This is a genomic window from Pseudomonas sp. F-14 TE3482 (assembly GCF_053629455.1).
Map to the genome: position 1 here is coordinate 3,081,781 of NZ_JBRJII010000001.1, position 24,501 is coordinate 3,106,281.

The following is a 24,501-nucleotide window of genomic DNA, read 5'->3' on the forward strand; positions in this document are numbered from 1 at the left end:
AACCTCATGACCGACGCGTTCGAACTCCCTAGCACACTGGTCCAAGCCCTTCAGCGCCGCGCGGCCCTGACGCCGGACCGGGTGGCCTTGCGTTTTCTCGCCGAAACCCAGGATCAGGCTGTGGTGCTCAGTTATCGTGAGCTTGATCAGCGGGCACGAACCATTGCTGGCGCGTTACAGGCAGAGGCATCGTTTGGCGATCGCGCGGTGTTGCTGTTTCCCAGCGGCCCGGATTACGTCGCGGCGTTTTTTGGCTGTCTGTACGCCGGCGTGATCGCGGTGCCAGCCTATCCGCCTGAATCGACCCGTCGTCATCACCAGGAACGTCTGCTGTCGATCATTAGCGATGCCGAGCCGCGTTTGCTGCTGACCAGCGCCGACCTGCGCGACGCGTTACTGCAAATCGACGAGGCGCCGCCGCTGCTGTGTGTCGACACCCTCGACAGCGCCCTGGCCGAACGCTGGGTCGCGCCGGACTTGCACGGCGACCACATCGCCTTCCTGCAATACACCTCCGGTTCCACTGCGTTGCCTAAAGGCGTGCAAGTCAGCCACGGCAACCTGGTGGCCAACGAGCTATTGATTCGCCACGGATTCGGCATCGACCTGAACCCCGACGATGTGATCGTCAGCTGGCTGCCGCTGTACCACGATATGGGCTTGATCGGCGGCCTGTTGCAGCCGATTTTCAGCGGCGTGCCCTGTGTGTTGATGTCGCCGGCGTACTTCCTCGGCCGACCATTGCGTTGGCTGGAGGCGATCAGCGAATACGGCGGCACCATCAGCGGCGGGCCGGACTTCGCCTATCGACTGTGCAGCGAACGGGTCAGCGAATCGGCGCTGGAGCGCCTCGACCTGAGTGGCTGGCGCGTGGCGTATTCCGGTTCCGAACCGATTCGCCTCGACACCCTGGAACGCTTCGCCGAGAAGTTCGCTGCGTGTGGCTTTACCTCGGACAGCTTCATGGCCTCTTACGGCCTGGCGGAAGCCACGTTGTTCGTTGCCGGCAGCCCGCGCGGCCAGGGCATTCCATCGTTGCGCGTGGATGATCAGGCGCTCGCGCAGAACCGAGCCGAACCGGGCAATGGCAATCCGATCATGAGCTGCGGCATCAGCCAGCCGGATCACGCGGTGCTGATTGTCGATTCCGTATCGCTCGAAGAACTCGCCGACAACGCGATCGGTGAAGTCTGGGCTACCGGGCCGAGCATCGCCCATGGCTACTGGCGCAACCCCGAAGCCACGGCCAAAACGTTCGTCCAGCACGCCGGCCGCACCTGGCTGCGCACCGGCGACCTGGGCTTTTTGCGCGACGGTGAACTGTTCATCACCGGGCGCCTGAAAGACATGCTGATCGTTCGCGGTCATAACCTTTATCCGCAGGACATCGAGCAGACCATCGAGCGTGAAGTGGAGGTGGTGCGCAAAGGTCGCGTGGCCGCATTTGCAGTCAACATCGAGGGTCAGGAAGGCATCGGCATCGTCGCGGAAATCAGCCGCAGCGTGCAGAAAATTCTGCCGCCCGAGGCGTTGATAAAAGCCATCCGTCAAGCGGTGGCCGAGGCGTATCAGCAAGCGCCGAGCGTGGTGGTGTTGCTCAATCCGGGGGCGCTGCCGAAGACGTCCAGCGGCAAGTTGCAACGCTCGGCGTGCCGCAATCGCCTGGCCGATGGCAGCCTCGACAGCTATGCGCTGTTCCCGTCGGCAGACATCGCCAACCCATCCGAAACTGAATCGGGCTCTGAGCTGCAAACGTTGATCGGCCAGCTCTGGTGCGAGCAATTGCAGGTCAAGCAGGTCAACGCCGATGATCACTTCTTCCTGCTCGGCGGCAACTCCATCGCCGCCACTCAAGTAGTCGCGCGCCTGCGTGAAGAGTTGGGGCTGGAGCTGAATCTGCGCCTGCTGTTCGAAGCGCCGACCCTCGGCGCATTCGCTGCCGCAGTCGCTCAGCAACAACAGGATGGCGGTGTGGCCCAAGGTGCGATCATGCCCTTGTCGCGCAGCGACGCCATGCCGCAATCCCTGGCACAAAACCGTTTGTGGATCACCTGGCAACTCGACCCGCAGAGTAGCGCCTACAACATTCCCGGTGCCTTGCACCTGCGCGGCGAACTGGACGAAGACGCCTTGCGCGCCAGTTTCCAGCAACTGATCGAACGTCACGAATCCCTGCGCACGCGATTTTTCGAGCGGGACGGTGTGGCCCTGCAGCAGGTCATTGCTGCCGGCGAATTCAACCTGCAAGTAATCGACATCAGCGACCTGCCAGCCGCCGAGCGTGAAGCCCGAGCGCAGCAAATCCGCGAGGACGAAGCCCGCACCCGGTTCGATCTGGAAAAAGGCCCACTGCTGTCGGTGACCCTGGTGCGCCTCGGCGATGAAGACCATCAGTTGCTGGTGACTATGCATCACATCATCGCCGACGGCTGGTCGATGAACGTGCTGATCGACGAGTTCTCGCGCCTGTATGCGGCAGCCTCTCAAGGCCAGACCGCCAGCCTTCCAGCGTTGCCGACGCAATACGCCGACTACGGCAGTTGGCAGCGTCAGTGGTTGGCGCAAGGGGAGGGCGAGCGTCAACTCGCTTACTGGAAAGAGCAGTTGGGCGTTGATCATCCGACCCTGAGCCTGGCCACCGATCATCCGCGCTCGGCGCAACACACTCACAGCTCCGCCCGTCATACGCTGCGTTTGGATGCGAGCCTGAGCGATGCCATTCGCCAGACTGCCCAGGCCCATGAGTCGACGCCGTTCATGCTGTTGCTCGCGGCATTCCAGAGCCTGCTGCATCGCTACAGCGGTCAACGCGACATCCGCATCGGCGTACCGAATGCCAACCGTCCGCGTCTGGAAACCCAAGGGCTGATTGGCTTCTTCATCAACACCCAAGTGTTGCGCGCCGAGGTGGATTCGCGACTGCCGTTCGTTGAGTTGCTGGCGCAAACCCGTAAAGCCGCATTGGGCGCGCAAGCGCATCAGGACCTGCCGTTCGAACAACTGCTCGAAGCCTTCCCCCAGGCCCGCGAGCAGGGCTTGTTCCAGGTGATGTTCAACCATCAGCAACGGGATCTCACTGCGCTGCGTCGCTTGCCGGGACTGCTCGCCGAAGAGCTGCCGTGGCACAGTCGCGAAGCCAAGTTCGACCTGCAACTGCACAGCGAAGAAGACCGTAACGGGCGCTTGAGCCTGTCGTTCGACTACGCCAGCGAGTTGTTTGACGGGGCGACTATCGAGCGCCTGGCCGAGCATTTCAGCAACCTGCTGCGAGTCATCTGCGAACAGCCGACGACCGCCATCGGCGACCTGCAACTGCTGACCCCGAGCGAGCACGATCAGCAATCCGCCTGGAGCGCCGCACCTTGCGCACCGGCCAGTCAATGGCTGCCTGAGTTGCTCAACGAACAAGCACGCCAGACCCCGGAGCGCACCGCGCTGCTGTGGGACGGTGGCAGTCTGGATTTTGCCGAACTGCACGCGCATGCCAACCGCCTGGCGCATTACCTGCGCGACAAAGGCGTCGGCCCGGACGTGTGCGTGGCCATCGCCGCCGAGCGCTCGCCGCAGTTGTTGATTGGCTTGCTGGCGATCATCAAGGCCGGCGGCGCTTACGTGCCGCTGGACCCGGACTACCCGGCCGAGCGACTTGCCTACATGCTCAGCGACAGTGGCGTTGAGTTGCTGCTGACCCAAACCGGGTTGCTCGACCGCCTGCCGGCCACCGACGGCGTCAGCGTGATTGCCATGGACGCCCTGCATCTGGAGAACTGGCCAAGCCATGCGCCCGGTCTACACCTGCATGGCGACAACCTGGCCTACGTGATTTACACCTCCGGTTCCACCGGTCAACCGAAGGGCGTTGGCAATACTCACGCGGCGCTCGCGGAACGCCTGCAATGGATGCAAGCCGCCTACCGTCTGGACCAAACCGATGTGCTGATGCAAAAAGCACCGATCAGTTTCGACGTGTCGGTGTGGGAGTGCTTCTGGCCGCTGATCACCGGGTGCCGCCTGCTGATCGCCGGCCCTGGCGAACACCGCGATCCGCACCGCATCGCGCAACTGGTCCAGCAATTCGGCGTGACCACACTGCACTTCGTACCACCGCTGCTTTCGTTGTTCATCGACGAACCACTCAGCGCCGAATGCACCAGCCTGCGCCGACTGTTCTCCGGCGGCGAAGCCTTGCCCACGGAACTGCGCAACCGGGTGCTGGAACACCTGCCAGCGGTGCAACTGCACAACCGCTACGGCCCGACCGAAACCGCGATCAACGTCACTCACTGGCATTGCACAACGGCTGATGGCGAGCGCTCGCCGATTGGCCGGCCATTGAGCAACGTGCTGTGCCGCGTGCTCGACAGTGACCTCAATCCGGTACCGGCCGGTGTGCCGGGTGAACTGTGTATCAGTGGTATCGGTTTGGCCCGTGGCTATCTGGGTCGCCCAGGTCTGACCGCCGAACGCTTTGTGGTCGATCCGCTGGGCGAGCAGGGCGCACGTCTGTACCGCACCGGTGACCGCGCTCGCTGGACCGCCGACGGCGTGATCGAATACCTCGGTCGTCTCGATCAGCAAGTCAAACTGCGTGGTTTTCGTGTCGAGCCGGAAGAAATCGAGGCGCGTCTGTTGGCGCAGGCTGGCGTCGCCCAAGCGGTGGTGCTGGTGCGCGAAACGGCGGCCGGCGGACAGTTGATCGGTTACTACACCGCCACTGAAACCCGCGAAACCATCGATGCTCAAACCACGCGCCTGAAAACCGCGCTGGCCGCCGAGCTGCCGGAATACATGGTCCCGGCGCAACTCATGCGTCTGGATGAAATGCCCCTGAGCCCGAGCGGCAAACTCGATCGCCGCGCCTTGCCGGAACCTCAGTGGCAAGTCCGCGAACATGTCGAACCGGTCACCGCCCTTGAGCAACAGATCGCCGGTATCTGGCGCGAGGTGCTGGGCCAAACGCAGATCGGCCTGCGCGACGACTTCTTCGCCCTCGGCGGCCACTCGCTGTTGGCCACGCAAATCATCTCCCGCACCCGCCAGGTCTGCGACGTCGAGTTGCCATTGCGTGTGCTGTTCGAAGCCAGTGAGCTGGGCGCGTTTGCCGAACAGGTTCGCTTGATTCAGGCCAGTGGCAAAACCAACAAGCAGCCGCCGATCGAGAAGGTCGACCGCAGCCAACCGGTGCCACTGTCCTATTCTCAGCAACGGATGTGGTTCCTCTGGCAGATGGAACCGGACAGCCCGGCCTATAACGTCGGCGGCATGGCGCGGTTGCGCGGCGTGCTGGATGTCGGGCGTTTCGAAGCGGCATTGCAAGCGCTGATCATGCGTCACGAAACCCTGCGTACGACCTTCCCGAGCGTCGACGGCGTGGCCCGGCAACAGGTTCATCCAGACACCCGTCTGCGCATGGACTGGAAAGATTTCACCACGCTGGATGCCGATGGCCGCGAATGGCAGGTCCAGCAACTGGCCGATGGCGAAGCCCATAAACCTTTCGATCTGGAAACCGGGCCGCTGCTGCGTGCTTGCCTGGTCAAGACCGCCGAGCAGGAGCATTACTTCGTCCTGACCCTGCACCACATCGTCACCGAAGGTTGGGCGATGGACATCTTCGCTCGGGAACTGAGCGCGCTCTACGAAGCCTTCGTCGATGACCGCGATTCGCCGCTGCAACCACTGCCGGTGCAGTACCTGGATTACAGCGTGTGGCAGCGGCAGTGGCTGGAATCCGGCGAACGTCAGCGCCAGCTCGATTACTGGACCGCGCAACTGGGCCGCGAACATCCGCTGCTGGAATTGCCGGCCGACCGTCCGCGTCCGCCGGTGCAAAGCCATCAGGGCGAACTGTTCCGTTTCGACCTCAGCGATGATCTTGCGGCGCGGGTCCGTGCCTTCAATGCCTACAACGGTCTGACCCTGTTCATGACCATGACTGCCGCGCTGGCGGTGTTGCTTTATCGCTACAGTGGCCAGACCGATTTGCGCATCGGTGCGCCGGTGGCCAACCGCATTCGCCCGGAAAGCGAAGGGCTGATCGGCGCGTTCCTCAACACCCAAGTGCTGCGTTGCCAGCTCGACGGGCAGATGTCTGTCGGCGAGTTGTTCGAGCAGGTTCGTCACACGGTGATCGAAGGCCAGTCCCATCAGGACCTGCCGTTCGATCATTTGGTGGAAGCCTTGCAGCCGCCCCGCAGTGCGGCTTACAACCCGCTGTTCCAGGTGATGTGCAATGTGCAGCGCTGGGAATTCCAGCAGAGCCGGACCCTGGCCGGGATGACGGTCGAGTACCTGGCCAACGATGCGCGAGCGACCAAGTTCGACCTCAATCTGGAAGTCACCGACCTCGACCATCGCCTCGGTTGCTGCCTGACCTACAGCACCGATTTGTTCGATGAACCGCGCATTGCGCGCATGGCCGGGCACTGGCGCAATCTGCTGGAAGCGTTGCTCGCCGATCCGCAACAACGCCTCAGCGAACTGCCGTTGCTGGAAGCCACTGAACAGCAAAACCTGCTCGACAGCCTCGGCATCGAGCCGGGCGAGCATCGCCTCGATCAATGCATCCATCACCTGTTCAGCGAACAGGTGATGGTGCGCAAGGACGCGCCGGCCCTGACGTTCGCCGGGCAAACCTTGAGTTACGCCGAGCTCGACAGTCGCGCCAATCGTCTGGCCTGGATGCTGCGCGAGCGTGGAGTCGGGCCGCAGGTGCGGGTCGGTTTGGCGCTGGAGCGTTCGCTGGAGATGGTCGTCGGCCTGCTGGCAATTCTCAAGGCGGGCGGTGCCTATGTGCCGCTGGACCCGGAATACCCGCTGGATCGCTTGCACTACATGATCGAAGACAGCGGCATCGGTGTGCTGCTCAGCGATGCGGCGATGTTCGCGGCCCTCGGCGAATTGCCGGCCGGCGTCGGCCGCTGGTGCCTGGAAGAAGATGCCGCTGCACTGGCCAATTACCCGGCCAGCGAGCTGCCGTTTATCAGCCTGCCGCAACATCAGGCGTACCTGATTTACACCTCGGGCTCCACCGGCAAACCGAAAGGCGTGGTGGTGTCCCACGGTGAAATCGCCATGCATTGCCGCGCGGTGATCGCGCGCTTCGGCATGCGCCCGGATGACTGCGAGTTGCACTTCTATTCGATCAACTTCGATGCCGCGACCGAGCGTCTGCTGGTGCCGCTGTTGAGTGGCGCGCAAGTTGTCCTGCGTGCGCAAGGCCAGTGGGATGCAGAAGAAATTTGCGGGCTGATTCGTCGGCACAACATCAATATTCTTGGTTTCACCCCGAGCTACGGCAGCCAGTTGGCGCAATGGCTGGCGACCCAGGGCGAAACCCTGCCGGTGCGCATGTGCATCACCGGCGGCGAAGCCTTGACCGGCGAACACCTGCAACGGATTCGCGCGGCGTTCAAACCGAGCCTGTTTTTCAACGCTTACGGCCCGACTGAAACCGTGGTCATGCCCCTCGCCAGCCTCGCGCCGGCGCAGCTGGAAGAAGGCCTGGGCAGCGTGCCGATCGGCAGCGTGATTGGCGCCCGCGTCGCCTACATCCTCGACGCCGATCTGGCGTTGGTGCCGCAAGGCGCGACGGGCGAGTTGTACGTCGGCGGTGCCGGCCTGGCGCAGGGGTATCACCAGCGTCCCGGCATGACCGCCGAACGGTTTGTTGCCGATCCTTTTGCAGTGAACGGCGGACGTTTGTACCGGACCGGCGACCTTGTCCGTCAGCGTGCCGATGGCTTGGTGGAGTACCTGGGACGCATTGACCATCAAGTGAAGATCCGTGGTTTCCGTATCGAACTGGGCGAGATCGAAACCCGTTTGCTGGAACACGAGTCCGTGCGTGAAGCGGTGGTGCTGGCACTCGATGCGCCGAGTGGCAAGCAATTGGTCGGCTACCTGGTCACCGACGTCGCCGAACAGGATGAAGCGCAACAAACTGCATTGCGCGAAGCGTTGAAGGCGCACCTCAAATCTCAGTTGCCGGACTACATGGTGCCCACGCACCTGATCCTGCTGGCCAGCATGCCGCTGACCGCCAACGGCAAGCTCGACCGCCGCGCACTGCCGGCCCCGGACCCGGAGTTGAATCGTCAGCAGTACGTGGCGCCGAGCAATGAACTTGAACTGACCCTGGCCGGCATTTGGCGCGAAGTGCTGAACGTCCAGCAGGTCGGCCTCAACGACAACTTCTTCGAACTGGGCGGCGATTCGATTTTGTCGATCCAGGTGGTCAGTCGTGCGCGGCAGCAGGGCATCCACTTCAGCCCGCGTGACCTGTTCCAGCACCAGACCGTGCAGACGCTGGCCGCCGTCGCGACCCGCACCGAGCAGATCACGGCCGAGCAAGGTTTGCTAAGCGGTGAATCGCGTTTGACGCCGATTCAGTACTGGTTCTTCGACACTGATATTCCCGAGCGTCAACACTGGAACCAGGCGTTGCTGCTGGAGCCGACCGTGGCGCTGGAGCCGCATCGTCTGGAGCAAGCGCTGCTGGCGGTGATCGAACAGCACGATGCCTTGCGCCTGCGCTTTACCGAAGTCGCCGGCCATTGGCAGGCCGAGCACCAGGCAGTTTCCGACGCTGCCGTGCTGTGGCAGGTACACGTGCCGAGCATGGACAACTGCACGGCGTTGTTCGCCGATGCTCAACGCGGCCTCGACCTTGAGCACGGGCCGCTGATGCGGGCGCTGCTGGTGGATGATCCTGAAGGGGAACAACGATTGTTCATTGCCATTCACCACTTGGTGGTGGACGGGGTGTCGTGGCGGATTCTGCTGGACGATCTGCAAACGGTTTATCGTCAACTCGAGTCCCGACAGTCAGTAAAACTGCCGGCAAAAACCAGTGCCTTCAAGGACTGGGCCGCACGGTTGCAGGCTTACGCCGGCAGCGAATCCCTGCGTGAAGAATTGAGCTGGTGGCAGACGCAACTGGCCGGCCCAAGCGCTGAATTTCCCTGTGATCGTCCGCAGGGTGGTCAGCAAAACCGTCACGCGCAAACCGTCAGCGTGCGCCTCGACAGCGAGCGCACCCGCCAACTGCTGCAACAGGCGCCGACGGCCTATCGCACCCAGGTCAATGACCTGCTACTGACCGCATTGGCCCGTGTGGTGTGTCGCTGGAGCGGTCACGAATCAGCGTTGATTCAACTCGAAGGCCACGGTCGCGAAACCCTGTTCGACGAGATTGACCTGACCCGCACCGTTGGCTGGTTCACCAGTGCTTACCCGCTGCGTTTGACGCCTGTGGCAGAGCAGGGTGCCTCGATCAAAGCGATCAAGGAGCAACTGCGCGCGGTGCCGCACAAGGGTTTGGGTTATGGCGTGCTGCGTTACCTGGCCGATGGCCTGTGCCGTCAGGCCATGGCGGCGTTGCCGGTGGCGCCGATCACCTTCAACTACCTGGGCCAATTCGACCAGAGCTTCGGCAGTGATGCGCTGTTCCGTCCGCTGGATGAACCGGTGGGCGCGGCCCACGATCCACAGGCGCCGCTGCCTAATGAGCTGAGCGTCGACAGTCAGGTCTATGGCGGTGAGTTGGTGCTGCGCTGGACCTTCAGCGCCGAACGCTTCGATGTGCAAACTATCATCGAACTGGCAGAAGCGTATCTGGGCGAATTGCACAGCCTGATCCAGCATTGCCTGAGCGACAACGCGGGCGGCCTGACGCCGTCGGACTTCCCGCTGGCCCGACTCACTCAGCCGCAACTCGACGCATTGCCCGTCCCGGCGGCGATGATCGAAGACGTCTACCCGCTGACCCCGATGCAGGAAGGCATGCTGCTGCACACCTTGCTCGAACCGGGCACCGGCCTCTACTACATGCAGGATCGCTACCGCATCAACAGCGAACTCGACCCCGAGCGTTTCGCCCAGGCCTGGCAAGCGGTGATCGCCCGTCACGAAGCCTTGCGCGCCTCGTTCTGCTGGAACGTCGGTGAAGACATGCTGCAAGTGATCCATAAACCGGGCAGCACGCCGATCGAGTATCTGGACTGGAGCGCGGTTGCCGAAACCGAGCAAGAGCCGAAGTTGCAGGCGCTGCTGAAAAGCGAGCGCGAGGCCGGGTTCGATTTGCTCAACCAGGCACCGTTCCACTTGCGCTTGATCCGCGTGGGCGCGGCGCGTTACTGGTTCATGATGAGCAACCACCACATCCTCATCGATGCCTGGTGCCGTTCGCTGCTGATGAACGATTTCTTCGAGATCTACACCGCCCTCGGCGAAGGTCGCGAAGCGCAGCTGGCCGTGCCGCCGCGTTATCGCGATTACATCGGCTGGCTGCAACGCCAGAGCCTGGCCGAAGCGCGGCAGTGGTGGCAGCAGAACCTGCAAGGTTTCGAGCGCACCACGCCGATTCCGAGCGACCGGCCGTTCCTGCGTGAACATGCCGGCGACAGCGGCGGCATGATCGTCGGCGACCGCTATACCCGACTCGATGCCCGCGATGGTGCGCAACTGCGCGAACTGGCCCAGGCCCATCAGCTGACCATCAACACCTTCGCCCAAGCGGCGTGGGCGCTGGTGCTGCGTCGCTTGAGCGGCGATCGCGACGTGCTGTTCGGCGTCACGGTGGCCGGGCGTCCGGTGGACATGCCGCAGATGCAGCGCACCGTCGGGCTGTTCATCAACAGCATCGCCCTGCGGGTGAAAATGCCCGAGGACGATCGGCGTTGCAGCGTTCGTCAGTGGCTCAGCAGTCTGCTCGACAGCAACATGCAGCTGCGCGAGTACGAATACCTGCCGCTGGTAAGCATTCAGGAAAACAGCGAACTGCCTAAAGGCCAGCCGCTGTTCGACAGCCTGTTCGTGTTCGAAAACGCTCCGGTGGAAGTCTCGGTGCTGGACCGTGCGCAGAGCCTCAACGCGACCTCGGATTCGGGCCGCACCCACACCAACTTCCCGTTGACGGCGGTGTGTTATCCGGGCGATGACCTTGGCTTGCACCTGTCCTACGACCAGCGTTATTTCGACGAATCCACGGTCGAGCGCATGCTCGGCGAATTCAAGCGCCTGCTGCTGGCGCTGGTCGAAGGCTTCCATGGCGACATGGCCGATCTGCCGCTGCTGGGCACCGAGGAACAGGACTTCCTGATCCATGGCTGCAACCAGAGCGAACACGACTATCCGCTGGAGCAGAGCTATGTCTCATTGTTCGAAGCGCAGGTTGCTGAGCATCCGCAGCGAGTTGCCGCCAGTTGCCTGGATCAGCGGCACAGCTATGTTGAGCTGAACCAGCGCAGCAACCGTCTCGGCCATGCGCTGATTGCGGCCGGTGTCGGCCTGGATCAACCGGTGGCGTTGCTCGCTGAACGTAACCTCGATCTGTTGGGCATGATCATTGGCAGCTTCAAGGCCGGTGCCGGTTACCTGCCGCTGGACCCGGGTCTGCCGAGTCAGCGCTTGAGCCGGATCATTGACCTGAGCCGCACGTCGTTGCTGGTCTGCACTCAGGCGTGTTGTGAACAAGCCGTCGCGCTGCTGGAAGAGTTCGATTGTGCCAATCGACCTCGATTGCTGGTCTGGGAAGACGTGCAGGCGAGTGAAGTTTCGGTGGCCAATCCGGGCATTTACAGCGGCCCGGACAACCTCGCTTACGTGATTTACACCTCGGGTTCCACCGGTCTGCCGAAGGGCGTGATGGTCGAGCAGCGCGGCATGCTCAATAACCAGTTGAGCAAGGTGCCGTACCTGAAACTGAGCGACGCCGACGTGATCGCCCAGACCGCTTCGCAAAGCTTCGATATTTCGGTCTGGCAGTTCCTCGCCGCACCGCTGTTCGGCGCTCGGGTGGACATCGTACCGAACAGCATCGCCCACGATCCGCAAGGCTTGTTGGCTCACGTTCAGAGCCAGGGCATCACCGTGCTGGAAAGCGTGCCGTCGCTGATTCAGGGCATGCTCGCCCAGGACCGCATGAGCCTCGATGGCCTGCGCTGGATGCTGCCGACCGGCGAAGCGATGCCGCCGGAACTGGCGCATCAGTGGTTGCTGCGTTATCCGCAGATTGGTCTGGTGAATGCTTACGGTCCGGCGGAATGTTCGGACGACGTAGCGTTCTTCCGCGTCGACCTGGCCTCGACTCGCGGCAGTTATCTGCCGATTGGTACGCCGACCGACAACAACCGTTTGTACCTGCTCGATGGCGCGCTGGAACTGGTGCCATTGGGAGCGGTGGGTGAGTTGTGCGTGGCCGGCATCGGCGTGGGTCGTGGCTATGTGAGCGATCCGTTGCGTACCGCGCAGGTGTTTGTGCCGAACCCGTTCGGCGCACCGGGGGATCGCCTGTATCGCACCGGCGACCTGGCCCGACGTCGCAGTGACGGCGTGCTGGAATACGTTGGGCGTATCGATCATCAAGTGAAGATCCGCGGTTACCGCATCGAACTGGGTGAAATCGAAGCCCGTCTGCACGAGCAACCGGAAGTTCGCGACGCGGCGGTGGGGGTGCAGGAAGGCGTCAACGGCAAGCATTTGGTCGGCTATCTGGTAGCGGCCGAGTCGGCATTGAATCCAGGCGATCGACTGGAGCGTATCAAGCAACGCCTGCGCGCCGAATTGCCGGAATATATGGTGCCGCTGCACTGGTTGTGGCTCGACAAGCTGCCACTCAACGCCAACGGCAAACTCGATCGCAAGGCCTTGCCGGCACTGGAAATCGGCCAGTTGCAGAGCCAGGACTATCAGGCGCCGCGCAACGAGCTGGAGCAGACCCTGGCCGATATTTGGGCCGAGGTGTTGAAGGTCGAGAAGGTCGGCGTGCGTGACAACTTCTTCGAGCTCGGCGGGCATTCGTTGCTGGCCACACAGATCGCCTCGCGGGTGCAAAAAGCCCTGCAACGCAACGTGCCGCTACGGGCGATGTTCGAGTGCAGCACGGTGGCAGAGCTGGCCGAGTACATCGACGGGTTGGCGGCGAGCGACATTACCGAGGAGAAGGTGGATCGGTTGAATGACCTGATGGCGGCGTTGGAGGGGCTGTAGTTCTTTAGCGTTGGTGAGGGCCTCTTCGCGGGCAAGCCTCGCTCCTACAGGTCCGCGTCGATTGATCGACGCAATACCGTAGGAGCGAGGCTTGCCCGCGAAGGCGTCATCACAGACACCACAAAGCCCCGGGTTGACTGCCGGGCCTCGTGCGGCTCAGTCTTCCTGTGCTTTTTTAATGGATCCGATTTCACCAGGGAGACAGTCGATGCCCTTCGTAACGGTTGATGGACAAGCGCTTCACTACATTGATCAAGGCACAGGCCCTGCGGTACTGCTGGCCGGCAGTTACCTGTGGGACCAAGCCATGTGGGCGCCGCAGATTGCGGCGCTGTCGCAGCACTATCGGGTCATCGCCCTGGACCTGTGGGGCCATGGCCAATCCGGGCGGATGCCCGAATGCACAAAGTCGCTGGATGACGTAGCACGCCAGGCCCTGGCATTGCTCGATCATCTGGACATCGATCGCGTCACGCTGGTCGGTCTTTCGGTGGGAGGCATGTGGGGCGTTCGACTGGCACTGTCAGCACCGCAGCGGCTCAACGGTCTGGTGCTGATGGACACCTGCGTCGGCGTCGAGCCGGAACCGACTCGCCAATACTATTTCTCGCTGTTCAAGCAGATCGAAGACAGCGGTGTGATCTCGCCGCAGCTGCTCGACATCGTGGTGCCGATCTTCTTCCGTCCGGGCATCGATCCGCAATCGGCGCTGTATCAGGATTTCCGCGCCAAATTGGCTGCGCTGCCGGTCGACCGCCTGCGTCAAAGCATCGTGCCGATGGGGCGGATTACCTTTGGTCGTGATGATCTGTTGCCGCGCCTGGGTGAACTGAACCCTGAAACCACGCTGTTGATGTGCGGCGATCAGGACAAACCAAGGCCGCCGTCGGAAACCAGAGAAATGGCCGAGTTGATTGGTTGCCCGTTTGTGCTGGTGCCGGAGGCGGGGCATATCTCCAATCTGGAGAATCCGCAGTTTGTTACAGACGCCTTGCTGGCATTTCTAGCCCAGAGAAATTAGTCGGTCATACAGACGCCATCGCGGGCAAGCCCGCTCCCACAGGAGGTCGTATAACCCTGTGGGAGCGGGCTTGCCCGCGATGGCGTTACTGCTGTCACCACAAATCCGACGGCTGAATCACTTACTTAGGCCCCAGAATCTTCACCAATTTCTCCGGCGTCGGCGCGCCTTGCTGCTGTTGCAGCTGGCCCTTGTCATCCATGTAGAAAATCGCCGGGGTGGCGGCCAGTTCCAGGTCTTCCATCAACTGCATGTTCGCCGCGAGTTTCGCCTGAATCGCCGGCGGCACATCTTTCAGGGCTTTGAGCGAGCTGTCCTTGCCGGATTTCTCATGGTCTGCCAACGCTTTTTGCGGGTCCTTGGCGGCCAGCAGCGCGGCGGACTTGCCCGGGCTGTCTTCGCGAATGATGCCGACCATGATGTGCCGCAACTGCACCTTGCCGGCCTTGACCCACGGCCGCGCCTGTTCCCAGAACATGTTGCAGTACGGGCAATTCGGGTCACTGAACAGATAGACGATTCGCGGTGCGTCCTTGTTGCCGTCACCGATCCAGTTGCTCGCTTCCATCTTGCCCCAGATTTCCTTGGCCATTGGTGCGTAGACCAGTTTCTGCAACGGCGCGCTGCTCAGGTCATTGCCTTCGGCGTCGTACAAGTTGCCCAACAGTACATGTTTGCCGTCCGGGGTCAGGTACAGCGCCATGCCGCGGTTCTGGTATTGCGCTGCATAACCGCGCAGGCCGTCGGGCGCGTCGAAGGTGCCGACAATTTTGGCGCCCTTGGCTTCGATCTTCTTGATCGCTTCAGGCAATTCTTCGGCCTGTACCGACGGCAAGTGCAGCAGGGCGGCACCCAGGGTTAACGTCAGCAGGTGGCGGAGGCGGAGCATGGCAATTTCCTTGAAGGCGTGGCCGAGGTGGCCGGGTTCGGGGTGTCGAAGTTTTCCAGGGCGCGGGCCAGGCTGGCTTCAGAGAGCTCGCCCAGATGGCTGCCCAGCAGGTGCCCGTCGGGGCTATAGAACAGCGTAGTCGGCAATGCCATGGAACCCACGGCCTGACCCAAGCGACCACTGCCATCGAACAGCACGTTAGTCAGGCTCAGGCCCTGGGTTTCAAGGAAGGTGCTGACGCTTTGCATGCTTTCGGCCTGGTTGACGAATAGAAAAGTCAGGTCCGGACGCTGTTTCTGGGCGTTTTCCAGCACCGGCATTTCCCGGCGGCATGGGGGGCACCAGGTGGCCCAAAGATTGATGACCAGCGGGCCGCCCTGGTAATCGCTGAGTTGCACCGTTTGGCCGGCGGCATTGCGCAGGGTGATCTGCGGCAAGCGCGTGCCTTGTTCATAAATATTCAGAGAGAAGGTTGCCAGCAGCCAGAATGACAGACCACTGGCCACGCCAAAGCCCAACGGCCGGCGCAGGCCCGGGCGACGCCAGCCTCGATACACAGCGGCGAGTAACAGCACGACCACCCCGGGCCAGGCGAGAAAACCACCGTCGCGCAGGTCGATGATCTGCCATGGATCGTTGCGATACTGCGTCCAGTAGGCAATCACGAAACCGACCCGGGCCGCCAGCAGGCCCAGCAGGAACAGGCTGAACAGCACCGACTCCGGGTTCTCGCCGCCACGCTTGGCCACCCGCCAGCCGACAAAAGTCGCCAGCGCCAGGGCACTGATCAGCAGCAAGTGATTAAGTGCGATGGCAAAGGTGCCGAGGGTAAAGGTCAGCATTAACGAGCGTCTCGGGTGGTGGTCCAGCGTTGCAGGAAGGTGCCGGCATCGACCTCACCGGTGATGCGCTGGCTGCGGCGCTCTTCGCCGTCGGGGCCGATCCACAACAGGCTTGGCGGCCCCGGCACTTTATAACGGCCGAGCAGTTCGCGGCTGGCGGCATTGTCGGCGGTGACGTCCAGCCGTAGCAAGCGCACATCGCTGAGTGCTTGCAGGACCTGCGGTTTGCCGAAGACCTGTTTTTCCATGACTTTGCACGCCACACACCAGTCGGCGTAGTAATCCAGCAGCACCCATTGGCCTTGAGCCCGAGCGGCTTCCAGCTCCCGTTGCAGTGCGGCTGGCTCCTTGATCGTGGTAAAGGCGTCGTGACTGGCAGGGCTTGCGCCGGTGCCGTCACGGCTGATGCTATAGACCTGCAGCGGCTGGTACGGGTCGTCACTGCCACCGGCGGCACCCACCACCAGCAGACTGCCCCACAGCCCCAACAGCAATGAACTGGCACCGAACAGATGGGCGACGCGGCCAAACCCCTGCGACTGCTTCCAGGCGCTGTAGGCGGCGATCAGAAGCAAGGCTCCGCACAAGCCGAGCCACAGCGATTCATCCAGTACCGGGCGCAGCATCAGCAGCGCAGTAGCGAGGAACAGGAAGCCGAACACGCCTTTGAGCAGGTTCATCCAGGCGCCGGGTTTGGGCAGGAAACGATTGCCGACGGTCACCAGCAACAGCAGCGGTATACCGATGCCGATGCCCATGGCGAACAGAATCAGCCCGCCGTGCAGCGCATTGCCGCTTTGGGCGATAAAGAGCAGGGCACCGGCCAATGGGGCGGTCATGCACGGTCCCACCAGCAGGCCGGACAAGGCTCCCAGCAAACCGGCACCGATCAGGTTGCCACCGCGTTGATTGCGCGAAACATGTTCCAGTCGATCACGCACCGCTACCGGTAATTGCAGCTCGAAGAAACCGAACATCGGCAAGGCCAGTAGCACGAAAATCGCGGCAAAACTGCCGAGCAACCAAGGGTTTTGCAGCAACGCCTGAAGGTTCGCACCGAGCAATGCCGCCAGCACGCCCATCGCCGCATACACCAGTGCCATGCTGATCACGTAGCTGCCGGCCAGTGCAAAACCGCGCTTGGGTGTGGCGCCACTGCCAACGATCAACCCCGCCAGAATCGGCAACATCGGCAACGAGCACGGCGTGAACGCCAGCAGCAGGCCCAAGCCGAAGAACACCAGCAGGCTCCAGCCCAGCGCCCGTTGTTGCAGGTCGCTGGCCAAGGCTTGATCCGGTGCCTCATTTAAAAGGCTCGGCATTGTGGTGTTGCCTAAATACACCACTTGAGTGTGGGGCGGATAACACAACCCGGCATCGGCACAGCCCTGGAAACCCACCTTGATCTGGCCGCTGGCACCCGCCGGAATCTTCAGTTCCAGGCCTTGGCGATAAACCTGCTGTTCACCGAAAAACTCATCGCTGTGAGCTTCACCTTCAGGCAACACCGGTTTGTACTGCGCAGGCAAATCGTCGAACTTCAGGCGTTTTTGGTACAGGTAGTAACCGTCGGCAATCTGCCAGAACAATTGCGTTTCACCGGACGCCAGGCGCTCGGAGGTGAAGATGAACGCTTTTTCGATGGGTAGAAAGTCGGGTTTTCTGTCGAATGGATTGTTCCCCGGCTGTGCCTGAGCAAGGCTGGCAAACAGCCAGAGAAGAAAAACAAGAAAACCGCGCATCGACAAGGCCTTAAACATTGCAATTGCCGAGCACGATGATGGCTGCCGATTAACCCGGTGTTAACGAGCAGAACGTGATTATTAGCCAGGCTGATTCGCGCTGGAATCCAGAATTCACAGCGCAAATCACCCTTGATGACTTACTGAAGATCGCTGTAGGTCAATCTGAATTCCGACAGTGGGGGATGCGTACGCTTCCACTCCTGCGCAAATGCCTTGCCGGCTTCTATGTCTTCTTTGGACATGTCCTGCGCAATGATTGAAAGATTGTTTAACGCGGTGTTGTAGCGAGGGGATTCCCGAGAGGTATCGAGCACCAGCCAAATGAGGCCGTAACTATTGATCAGGTTCTTCTCGAAGCCATATTCGGTATCAATACCATTCTCATCCTCATAGACGCCACCCAACCCATAGCCGTACTCGAGCACCGCGTTTACATCGTTCAATTGCGCTCTTTTGATCAGCCACTCTCTCCTGGTGGGAAGATCATGGCTAACGGGTGGGCGATTACTGTACCAGTGCATCGCCCGGGAGAACCCCGCCTCGGCCGCACGTTTGAGCCAACGGTCGATAGTGGACCTGCGTTCAATCGCATCCGGAATGAGGGTGTGGTCCTTGTCATACACGATGGCGAGTATGTATTGCCCTTCCAGAAAACCTGCTTCAGCCGATTTTTTCAGCCAGGCAATATCCTTGGTTATTTCATAAAGTTGAAGCATGGCTTCGCCATCGCCGCTGTCGGCACGCCCTTGCGCAAGTGTTTTGGCTTGCTCAAGGGATGCGTCATCAGCCAATCGCAGCAGGGCGTAGACGTCGCCCTGAGTTGCTGCCAGGGCGTACCATTCTCTTTCGGCGTGGGTTTTATCCTCCTCCTTGAGGTTGTTTTCCCGGCGCCTGATGACTTCTGCGAGTGCGTACTGCGATTCACGATCTCCAGCGGTGGCGGCAATGGTCAGATAAGCCTCCGAATCCCGGTATTCCCCCAGGTTGTAGAGCTCCAGCCCCTTTTTTCTGGCGGTTTCTTGTTCATTGGTCAACCGGGCAATCAGCGAGCTCAATGTGTTGAGCAAGCTGAACAGCGTCGTCAAAGCGGATGAGTGTGTATACATAGTCAATACCTGTGTGAGTGGACAATTGGGTTGGTACGCACACAGGTTATTCAGGTGAGAAGGAGGACGTGCGTTACATATATATATGACGCGCGGGGAACCACCCGTCTGGAGAAAAGACAGCGGTCCCCCGACCCCAGGCATGATCCTCCCAGGAAGCGGAATCCGATGCCGTCTCAGTCTTGTATCAACCCTGGCCAGGAGTCGTCATCTACTCTTGTCGGCCCAGTCTCTGCCCTGTTGTCATTTATGTTGTATCTGATGTATCTGTTGTTGGTCAGGAAGATATAGAAATAGCTGTTGAAAAGTGGGGCATCGTTTTGCACAGCCGTAATGATTTGGTTTTTATAAAGATCCAATCCAGGCCAGGAGCCAGATGTGATGGGAGCTATTGATGTTTTTTGTGTTGTGTAATTGAAGTTGATGTAGTGTCCATCATTCGTCAAAAATTTGAACAGATACTTGTGGCCGAATATTTCCCACCATGTGCCGGCCACGATGCGGTCGAAATAAGGAAGTAGCGAGTGCCACAACGAATCTTCAAGACGATAGGTACCGGTTACTTTGTCGTAATCCTGATCGTACTTACAGACCATCGGAGTGCCATTGGCATAATAGAACAGCCATAAAATGTCATCCCCTCCGTTCGGGTAGCCCCCAACCCCGGTGACTGTAAAGCCGAAACGCAGATCTTTGACGTGAGCATGAAAGCTTCCCCAGTTATCGGCTGTTATCTCGGCAGGATATCCCTCGTCAACCTTGTTCTCGCCAAGATCAAATCTGGAGTATGTATTGCTGTCTTTGAAGAAGAAGTAAATTTTATCTTTTCCTGCTCGCCAATCGACGGCAACAAAATTCTTGAGTGTCGGCATGATCTGATTCCTTTCAGTTGGCTGAAGAATATTTATGGTAAATAATGGCATCTCTTCGAACACTGGTAATGTGGGGTGTTAATGCCGGAGTCAGACTATCGTTAGATATTGATCTTTGATATGGCTTTTTGTGGGCTGATTGTTTCGGTTTGAGACTGATATGTTTCATGTCAACTAAGTTGGGGGTGTCAAAATGATTAAGGCGATCATCAAATACCCATCTGGTACGCTGCACGACCACTGAACGAAAGGCCTGCTTCTCGTCGGCCGTAGGGCTTGCCATAATTGCGGCTTAATCCACATCTGTTTGACTCGCGTTTTTGCTCATGGAGTTCCCATGCACGTACTGGTTTGCGAAGACGATGAGCTGATTGCCAGCGGCATTGTCGCCGGCCTCACGGCCCAGGGCCTGACGGTGGAACACGTGGCCACCGCTTCCGCCGCCCGGGCGATGCTCAAGGTGGCCGAGTTCGACGTCATGGTGCTCGATCTCGGCCTGCCGGACGAAGATGGCCTCAAGTTGTTGCAGCAGTTGCGTCACCATGGCCTCGAAATCCCGGTGCTGATCCTCACTGCGCGGGATTCGGTCACCGACCGCGTCGATGGTCTACAGGCCGGTGCCGATGACTATCTGCTCAAGCCTTTCGACCTGCGCGAACTCGCCGCCCGTCTGCATACGCTGTTGCGACGGGTGGCGGGTCGCAGCGTCAACCTGATTGAACATGGTCGTTTGACCTACGACCCGAGCAGCCGAGAAACCCTGCTCGGCGGCCGACCCGTCGATTTGTCGCGCCGTGAACAATCGCTGTTGCAAGCCTTGCTGCATAACCGTGGCCGGGTGTTGTCCACCGAGCAACTCAAGGACAGTGTCTACGGTTTCAATGACGAACTGGAAAGCAACGCCCTTAACGTCCATATCCATCACCTGCGGCGCAAACTCGGCAACGGCATCGTCGAGACCGTGCGTGGCCTGGGCTATCGCCTGGGGCCGGCCGATGGCGGAGAGCAATCGAAGTGATGAGTCTGCGTTTGCGCCTGAGCCTGACCCTCGGCGCCGCGTTTGCGCTGATCTGGGCCCTGGCCGCCGCCTGGATGCTCAGTGATCTGCGCAACCAGATGATGTTTTCCTTGGACCAGCGGCTGGTGGCGTCGGCGCGGATGGTGGCCGGGCTGCTGGAGCAACTGCCGGCGTTGCCGAGCAAGGGCGAGGGGACCCATTTCAGCGCTGAACAGCTGAGTATCCCTGGCGGCATGGCCTGTCAGGTCAGCTCGTTGCGCGGCGAAATCCTGGCCCGCAGCCACAGTAGCCCCGAACAAACCCTGGAAGCCGAAAAAATGGGCTTCCATGATCAAATGATCGACGGCGCACCCTGGCGCAGCTTCACCCTGGCGCGCGGTGATGTGCGCATTACCACCGCCGACCGGCAAATCGAGCGCGAAGCGCTGAACATGTCCATTCTGCTGGCGGCCTCAGTACCGGTCGGCGTGGCGCTGCTCGGCTGCCTGTGTCTGTTGTGGCTCGGCATCGGTCAGGGGCTGGCACCGCTCAATCGTATGCGCGATGCGCTGATGCGGCGCAGTGCCGATTCCCTGGAACCGTTGCAGATCCAGCCGTTGCCCAGCGAGCTGCAACCGCTGCTGGAAACCCAGAATCAGTTGTTCCTGCGTATTGGCAAGACCATCGAGCGCGAGCGGCGCCTGACCGGTGATGCCGCCCATGAATTGCGCAGCCCGCTGACCGCGATCAAAACCCATCTGCAAGTGGCGCGCATGACTGAAGGCAGCGCCCGGGATCAGTCTCTGGCGCGGGCTGAAGAGGGCGCTGACCGACTGCATCGCACGCTTGAACAATTGCTGCTGCTGGCGCGCGTCGAGGGCAGTCTGTCGTTCGATGATGGCGTGCAATGCAGCGCCGAACAGGTGGCGAAACTGGCGATTCAGGATGCCGCCAGCGGTGATCGTCAGCGGATCAAGTTTCAATTGCCGACCACATTCTCCAATGCGCCGCTGCAAATGCCGGCAGTGCTGTCGATTGCCGCATTGCGCAACTTGCTCGACAACGCCCTGCGCCATACCCCAGGAAATGGGGCCGTGGAGCTGAGCCTGGAAACCACCAACAATCGCGTGCGCTTTTTGGTCCGCGACCACGGCCCGGGGATTGCCGAAGATGACCTGCAACACCTGACCCAACGCTTCTGGCGCAACGGCCAGAGCACCGGTTGCGGCCTCGGCCTGGCGATTGTCCAGGCCATCGTCCAGCGTTGCGGCTGCACCCTGCATTTCGACAGTCGCCCGGATGGCTTGCGGGTCGAGCTGACCATGCCTCTGCAACCGGTCTAACCAACAACACAAAACCTCTGTAGGAGCTGCCGAAGGCTGCGATCTTTTGACCTTTTAGAAGCAAGATCAAAAGATCGCAGCCTTCGGCAGCTCCTACATTTGTTCTGTGTCGCACACCAAATGTAACGTCTCTCCATTAGCCACCCGGCCCCCACAGCGCTATCGTCCCTGGCAGCTTTGACTCAATGGATTGAGGTAACAGCGCCATGGATGCATCGATACACATCTGCAAGGCAACGCCTGCCGACGCCGGAATCATCAGCCGCATCGTCGAGCGCTCCATTCGCGTCGGCTGCGCGCTGGACCATCGCAACGATCCGCGAACCGTCGCCACCTGGACTCACAACAAAACCATCGAACACGTGCAACCCTGGCTGGTCGACTCGCGCTTGTACCTGAACATCGCCCTGTTGCAGGACAAACCGATCGGCGTCGCCATGGCGGCGATCAGCGGCAAGATCGCGTTCTGCTATGTACAGCCGGAATGGTTTCGACGAGGCGCCGGACAAGCATTGGTGCAGGATCTCGAAACCTGGTTGATCGCTCAGGGTTTGCCTCACGCGCGGCTCAACAGCACCCGTACCGGTGAGGCGTTTTACCACCGTCTGGGTTACCGGGCTTGCGCTGAAACCTTCACCGTGGCGGGACTCCACGCCATTCCCATGCACAAGGCGCTGTCACCACCTTCATAGAAAGCTGATCGAGGGTCTAAATCCTTGAGGTCCTGATGCGTTTCCAGAACAGGAAAACCTGCAAGTGCGCCCCGTGACCGGAACGCGCACCTGCCCGGTGTGCAGTTTTGGTCACTATCAACAGCGTATTGAGGGATCGAGAGATGTCAGTCGCTATCAGCCTTATCGAAGATCAGCCTACCCGGATCGTTCCGACGCCTGCCGAGACGCTTTATCAGTTCAACGAATCGCCATTGCTGGCTCGTCAAAGCCGGCAGGAGTCGAACGCTCGCAGCTATCCGCGGCGCATTCCCCTGGCACTCAAGCGAGCCAAGGGCATTTATGTCGAGGATGTCGAAGGCCGCAGTTTCATTGATTGCCTGGCCGGTGCGGGGACTCTGGCTTTGGGACACAACCACCCGGTGGTGATCGAAGCGATCCAGCAAGTGCTGACCGATGAACTGCCGCTGCACACACTTGACCTGACCACGCCGGTCAAGGATCAGTTTGTTCAGGACCTGTTCGGTCTGTTGCCGCCGGCATTGGCCGCTGAAGCGAAGATTCAGTTCTGCGGCCCCACCGGCACCGATGCGGTAGAAGCGGCGCTGAAACTGGTGCGCACCGCCACCGGACGCAGCACGGTTTTGTCGTTCCAGGGCGGTTACCACGGCATGAGCCAGGGCGCGCTGAGCCTGATGGGCAGTCTGGGGCCGAAGAAACCGTTGGGTGCGTTGCTCAGCAGTGGCGTGCAGTTCATGCCGTATCCCTACGATTACCGTTGCCCGTTCGGGCTCGGCGGCGAGCAGGGGGTGCAGGTCAACCTGAGTTACCTGGAAAACCTGCTGAATGATCCGGAGGCCGGCGTGCAATTGCCTGCTGCGGTGATCGTCGAAGCGGTACAGGGCGAGGGCGGGGTGATTCCGGCCGATCTCGACTGGCTGCGCGGTTTGCGACGCATCACCGAAAAGGCCGGCGTAGCGCTGATCGTCGATGAAATCCAGAGCGGTTTTGCCCGTACCGGCAAGATGTTCGCCTTCGAGCACGCCGGGATCATTCCGGACGTGGTGGTGATGTCCAAAGCCATCGGCGGCAGCCTGCCGCTGGCGGTGGTGGTCTATCGCGACTGGCTCGACACCTGGCTGCCGGGCGCCCATGCCGGGACCTTTCGCGGTAATCAGATGGCAATGGCCGCAGGCTCTGCGGTGATGCGCTACCTGACAGAGCACAAGGTTTGCGAGCACGCCGCCGCCATGGGCGAACGCTTGAGTGAACACCTGCACATCCTGCAACGGGACTTCCCGCAACTGGGCGATATCCGCGGACGGGGCTTGATGCTGGGCGTTGAGCTGGTCGACCCGACCGGCGCGCCAGACGCTCAAGGGCATCCACCGATATTCGCTCGTCTGGCGCCGTTGGTGCAGCGCGAATGCCTCAAACGCGGATTGATCCTCGAGCTGGGCGGGCGTCACGGCGGTGTCGTGCGTTTCCTGCCACCGTTGGTGATCACAGCCGCGGAAATCGATCGGGTGGCCGACATTTTCGGCAGGGCCATGGCCGCAGCCACCGCCAGCCTTTAAATTTTTTGATGTGTTGAACGTTCCTTCTACATAACGGCTGCGCACGGCGCGCAGCCCACCCTACAACGATGGAGAGACAGCATGACGTCAGTATTCGACCGCGAGGACATCCTCTTTCAGGTCGTGGTCAACCACGAAGAGCAATACTCGATCTGGCCCGACTACAAGGCCGTGCCACAAGGCTGGCGCACCGTGGGCAAGAGCGGCCTGAAAAAGGAATGCCTGGCCTACATCGAAGAGGTCTGGACCGACATGCGTCCACTGAGCCTGCGCCAGAAAATGGAAGAACAGGCGGCTGTGGCTCACTGAGTCACCGCGCAAAAAGAAGCCCGCTGAACCGGTAAGGTCAGCGGGCTTTTTCAGGTCTGGAGTTTGTGTTGCCTGTCAGACCGTCATCGCGGGCAAGCCCGCTCCCACAGTGGATTGGTGTTGTTGTCATAAATAGAGT

The 24,501-nt window shown here is 60.8% G+C and carries 12 protein-coding genes; 7 read left to right on the plus strand and 5 right to left on the minus strand.

Annotated features, from left to right (window positions below; translation table 11 throughout):
• The first annotated feature begins 6 nt into the window (after nt 1–6).
• Together AB7M26_RS13955 and AB7M26_RS13960 are read left to right on the plus strand one after the other, a co-directional pair.
• Nucleotides 7–12,990: a non-ribosomal peptide synthetase gene (locus AB7M26_RS13955; protein ID WP_123497522.1), complete on the plus strand. Its 12,984-nt coding sequence runs from the start codon at nt 7–9 to the stop codon at nt 12,988–12,990.
• Nucleotides 12,991–13,198: 208 nt separating this feature from the next.
• Nucleotides 13,199–14,011, plus strand: a complete 813-nt coding sequence (locus tag AB7M26_RS13960) for an alpha/beta fold hydrolase (RefSeq protein WP_123497520.1) — start codon at nt 13,199–13,201, stop codon at nt 14,009–14,011.
• Between the two features lie 121 nt (nt 14,012–14,132).
• Here the strand turns inward: AB7M26_RS13960 and dsbG are convergent, their stop codons facing one another.
• From dsbG to AB7M26_RS13985, 5 genes are all read right to left on the minus strand, one after another.
• Nucleotides 14,133–14,900, minus strand: a complete 768-nt coding sequence (gene dsbG / locus AB7M26_RS13965) for a thiol:disulfide interchange protein DsbG (RefSeq protein WP_123497518.1) — start codon at nt 14,898–14,900, stop codon at nt 14,133–14,135.
• Nucleotides 14,876–15,742, minus strand: coding sequence for a TlpA family protein disulfide reductase (locus AB7M26_RS13970; RefSeq protein ID WP_429384813.1), 867 nt, complete (start codon nt 15,740–15,742; stop codon nt 14,876–14,878). The genes dsbG and AB7M26_RS13970 overlap by 25 nt, the downstream gene beginning before the upstream one ends.
• Nucleotides 15,742–17,484 carry a protein-disulfide reductase DsbD gene (dsbD, locus tag AB7M26_RS13975; protein WP_429384816.1) on the minus strand — a complete coding sequence of 581 codons (1,743 nt, stop codon included), beginning with the start codon at nt 17,482–17,484 and terminating at the stop codon, nt 15,742–15,744. Before dsbD ends, AB7M26_RS13970 begins: the two co-directional genes overlap by 1 nt.
• A gap of 140 nt (nt 17,485–17,624) precedes the next feature.
• Nucleotides 17,625–18,593: a tetratricopeptide repeat protein gene (locus AB7M26_RS13980; RefSeq protein WP_429384819.1), complete on the minus strand. Its 969-nt coding sequence runs from the start codon at nt 18,591–18,593 to the stop codon at nt 17,625–17,627.
• Nucleotides 18,594–18,769: 176 nt separating this feature from the next.
• Nucleotides 18,770–19,465, minus strand: coding sequence for a hypothetical protein (locus AB7M26_RS13985; protein ID WP_123497512.1), 696 nt, complete (start codon nt 19,463–19,465; stop codon nt 18,770–18,772).
• 337 nt (nt 19,466–19,802) lie between these two features.
• Between AB7M26_RS13985 and AB7M26_RS13990 the strand changes: the two genes are divergently transcribed.
• The 5 genes from AB7M26_RS13990 to AB7M26_RS14010 all read left to right on the plus strand — a co-directional run bounded on the left by AB7M26_RS13990 (nt 19,803) and on the right by AB7M26_RS14010 (nt 24,362).
• A complete protein-coding gene (locus AB7M26_RS13990; protein WP_008075588.1) occupies nt 19,803–20,483 on the plus strand; it encodes a response regulator in 681 nt (226 codons plus the stop codon).
• Entirely contained in the window at nt 20,480–21,805 is a 1,326-nt protein-coding gene (locus tag AB7M26_RS13995; protein WP_123497510.1) for an ATP-binding protein, read from the plus strand. Before AB7M26_RS13990 ends, AB7M26_RS13995 begins: the two co-directional genes overlap by 4 nt.
• 206 nt (nt 21,806–22,011) lie before the next feature.
• Nucleotides 22,012–22,497, plus strand: coding sequence for a GNAT family N-acetyltransferase (locus AB7M26_RS14000; RefSeq protein ID WP_123497508.1), 486 nt, complete (start codon nt 22,012–22,014; stop codon nt 22,495–22,497).
• Between the two features lie 143 nt (nt 22,498–22,640).
• Nucleotides 22,641–24,053 (plus strand): aspartate aminotransferase family protein, encoded by a 1,413-nt coding sequence (locus tag AB7M26_RS14005; RefSeq protein ID WP_123497506.1) that lies wholly within the window; start codon nt 22,641–22,643, stop codon nt 24,051–24,053.
• Nucleotides 24,054–24,134: 81 nt separating this feature from the next.
• On the plus strand, nt 24,135–24,362 hold the full coding sequence (locus AB7M26_RS14010) for an MbtH family protein (RefSeq protein WP_007934245.1): 228 nt from the start codon (nt 24,135–24,137) through the stop codon (nt 24,360–24,362).
• Nucleotides 24,363–24,501: the final 139 nt, after the last annotated feature.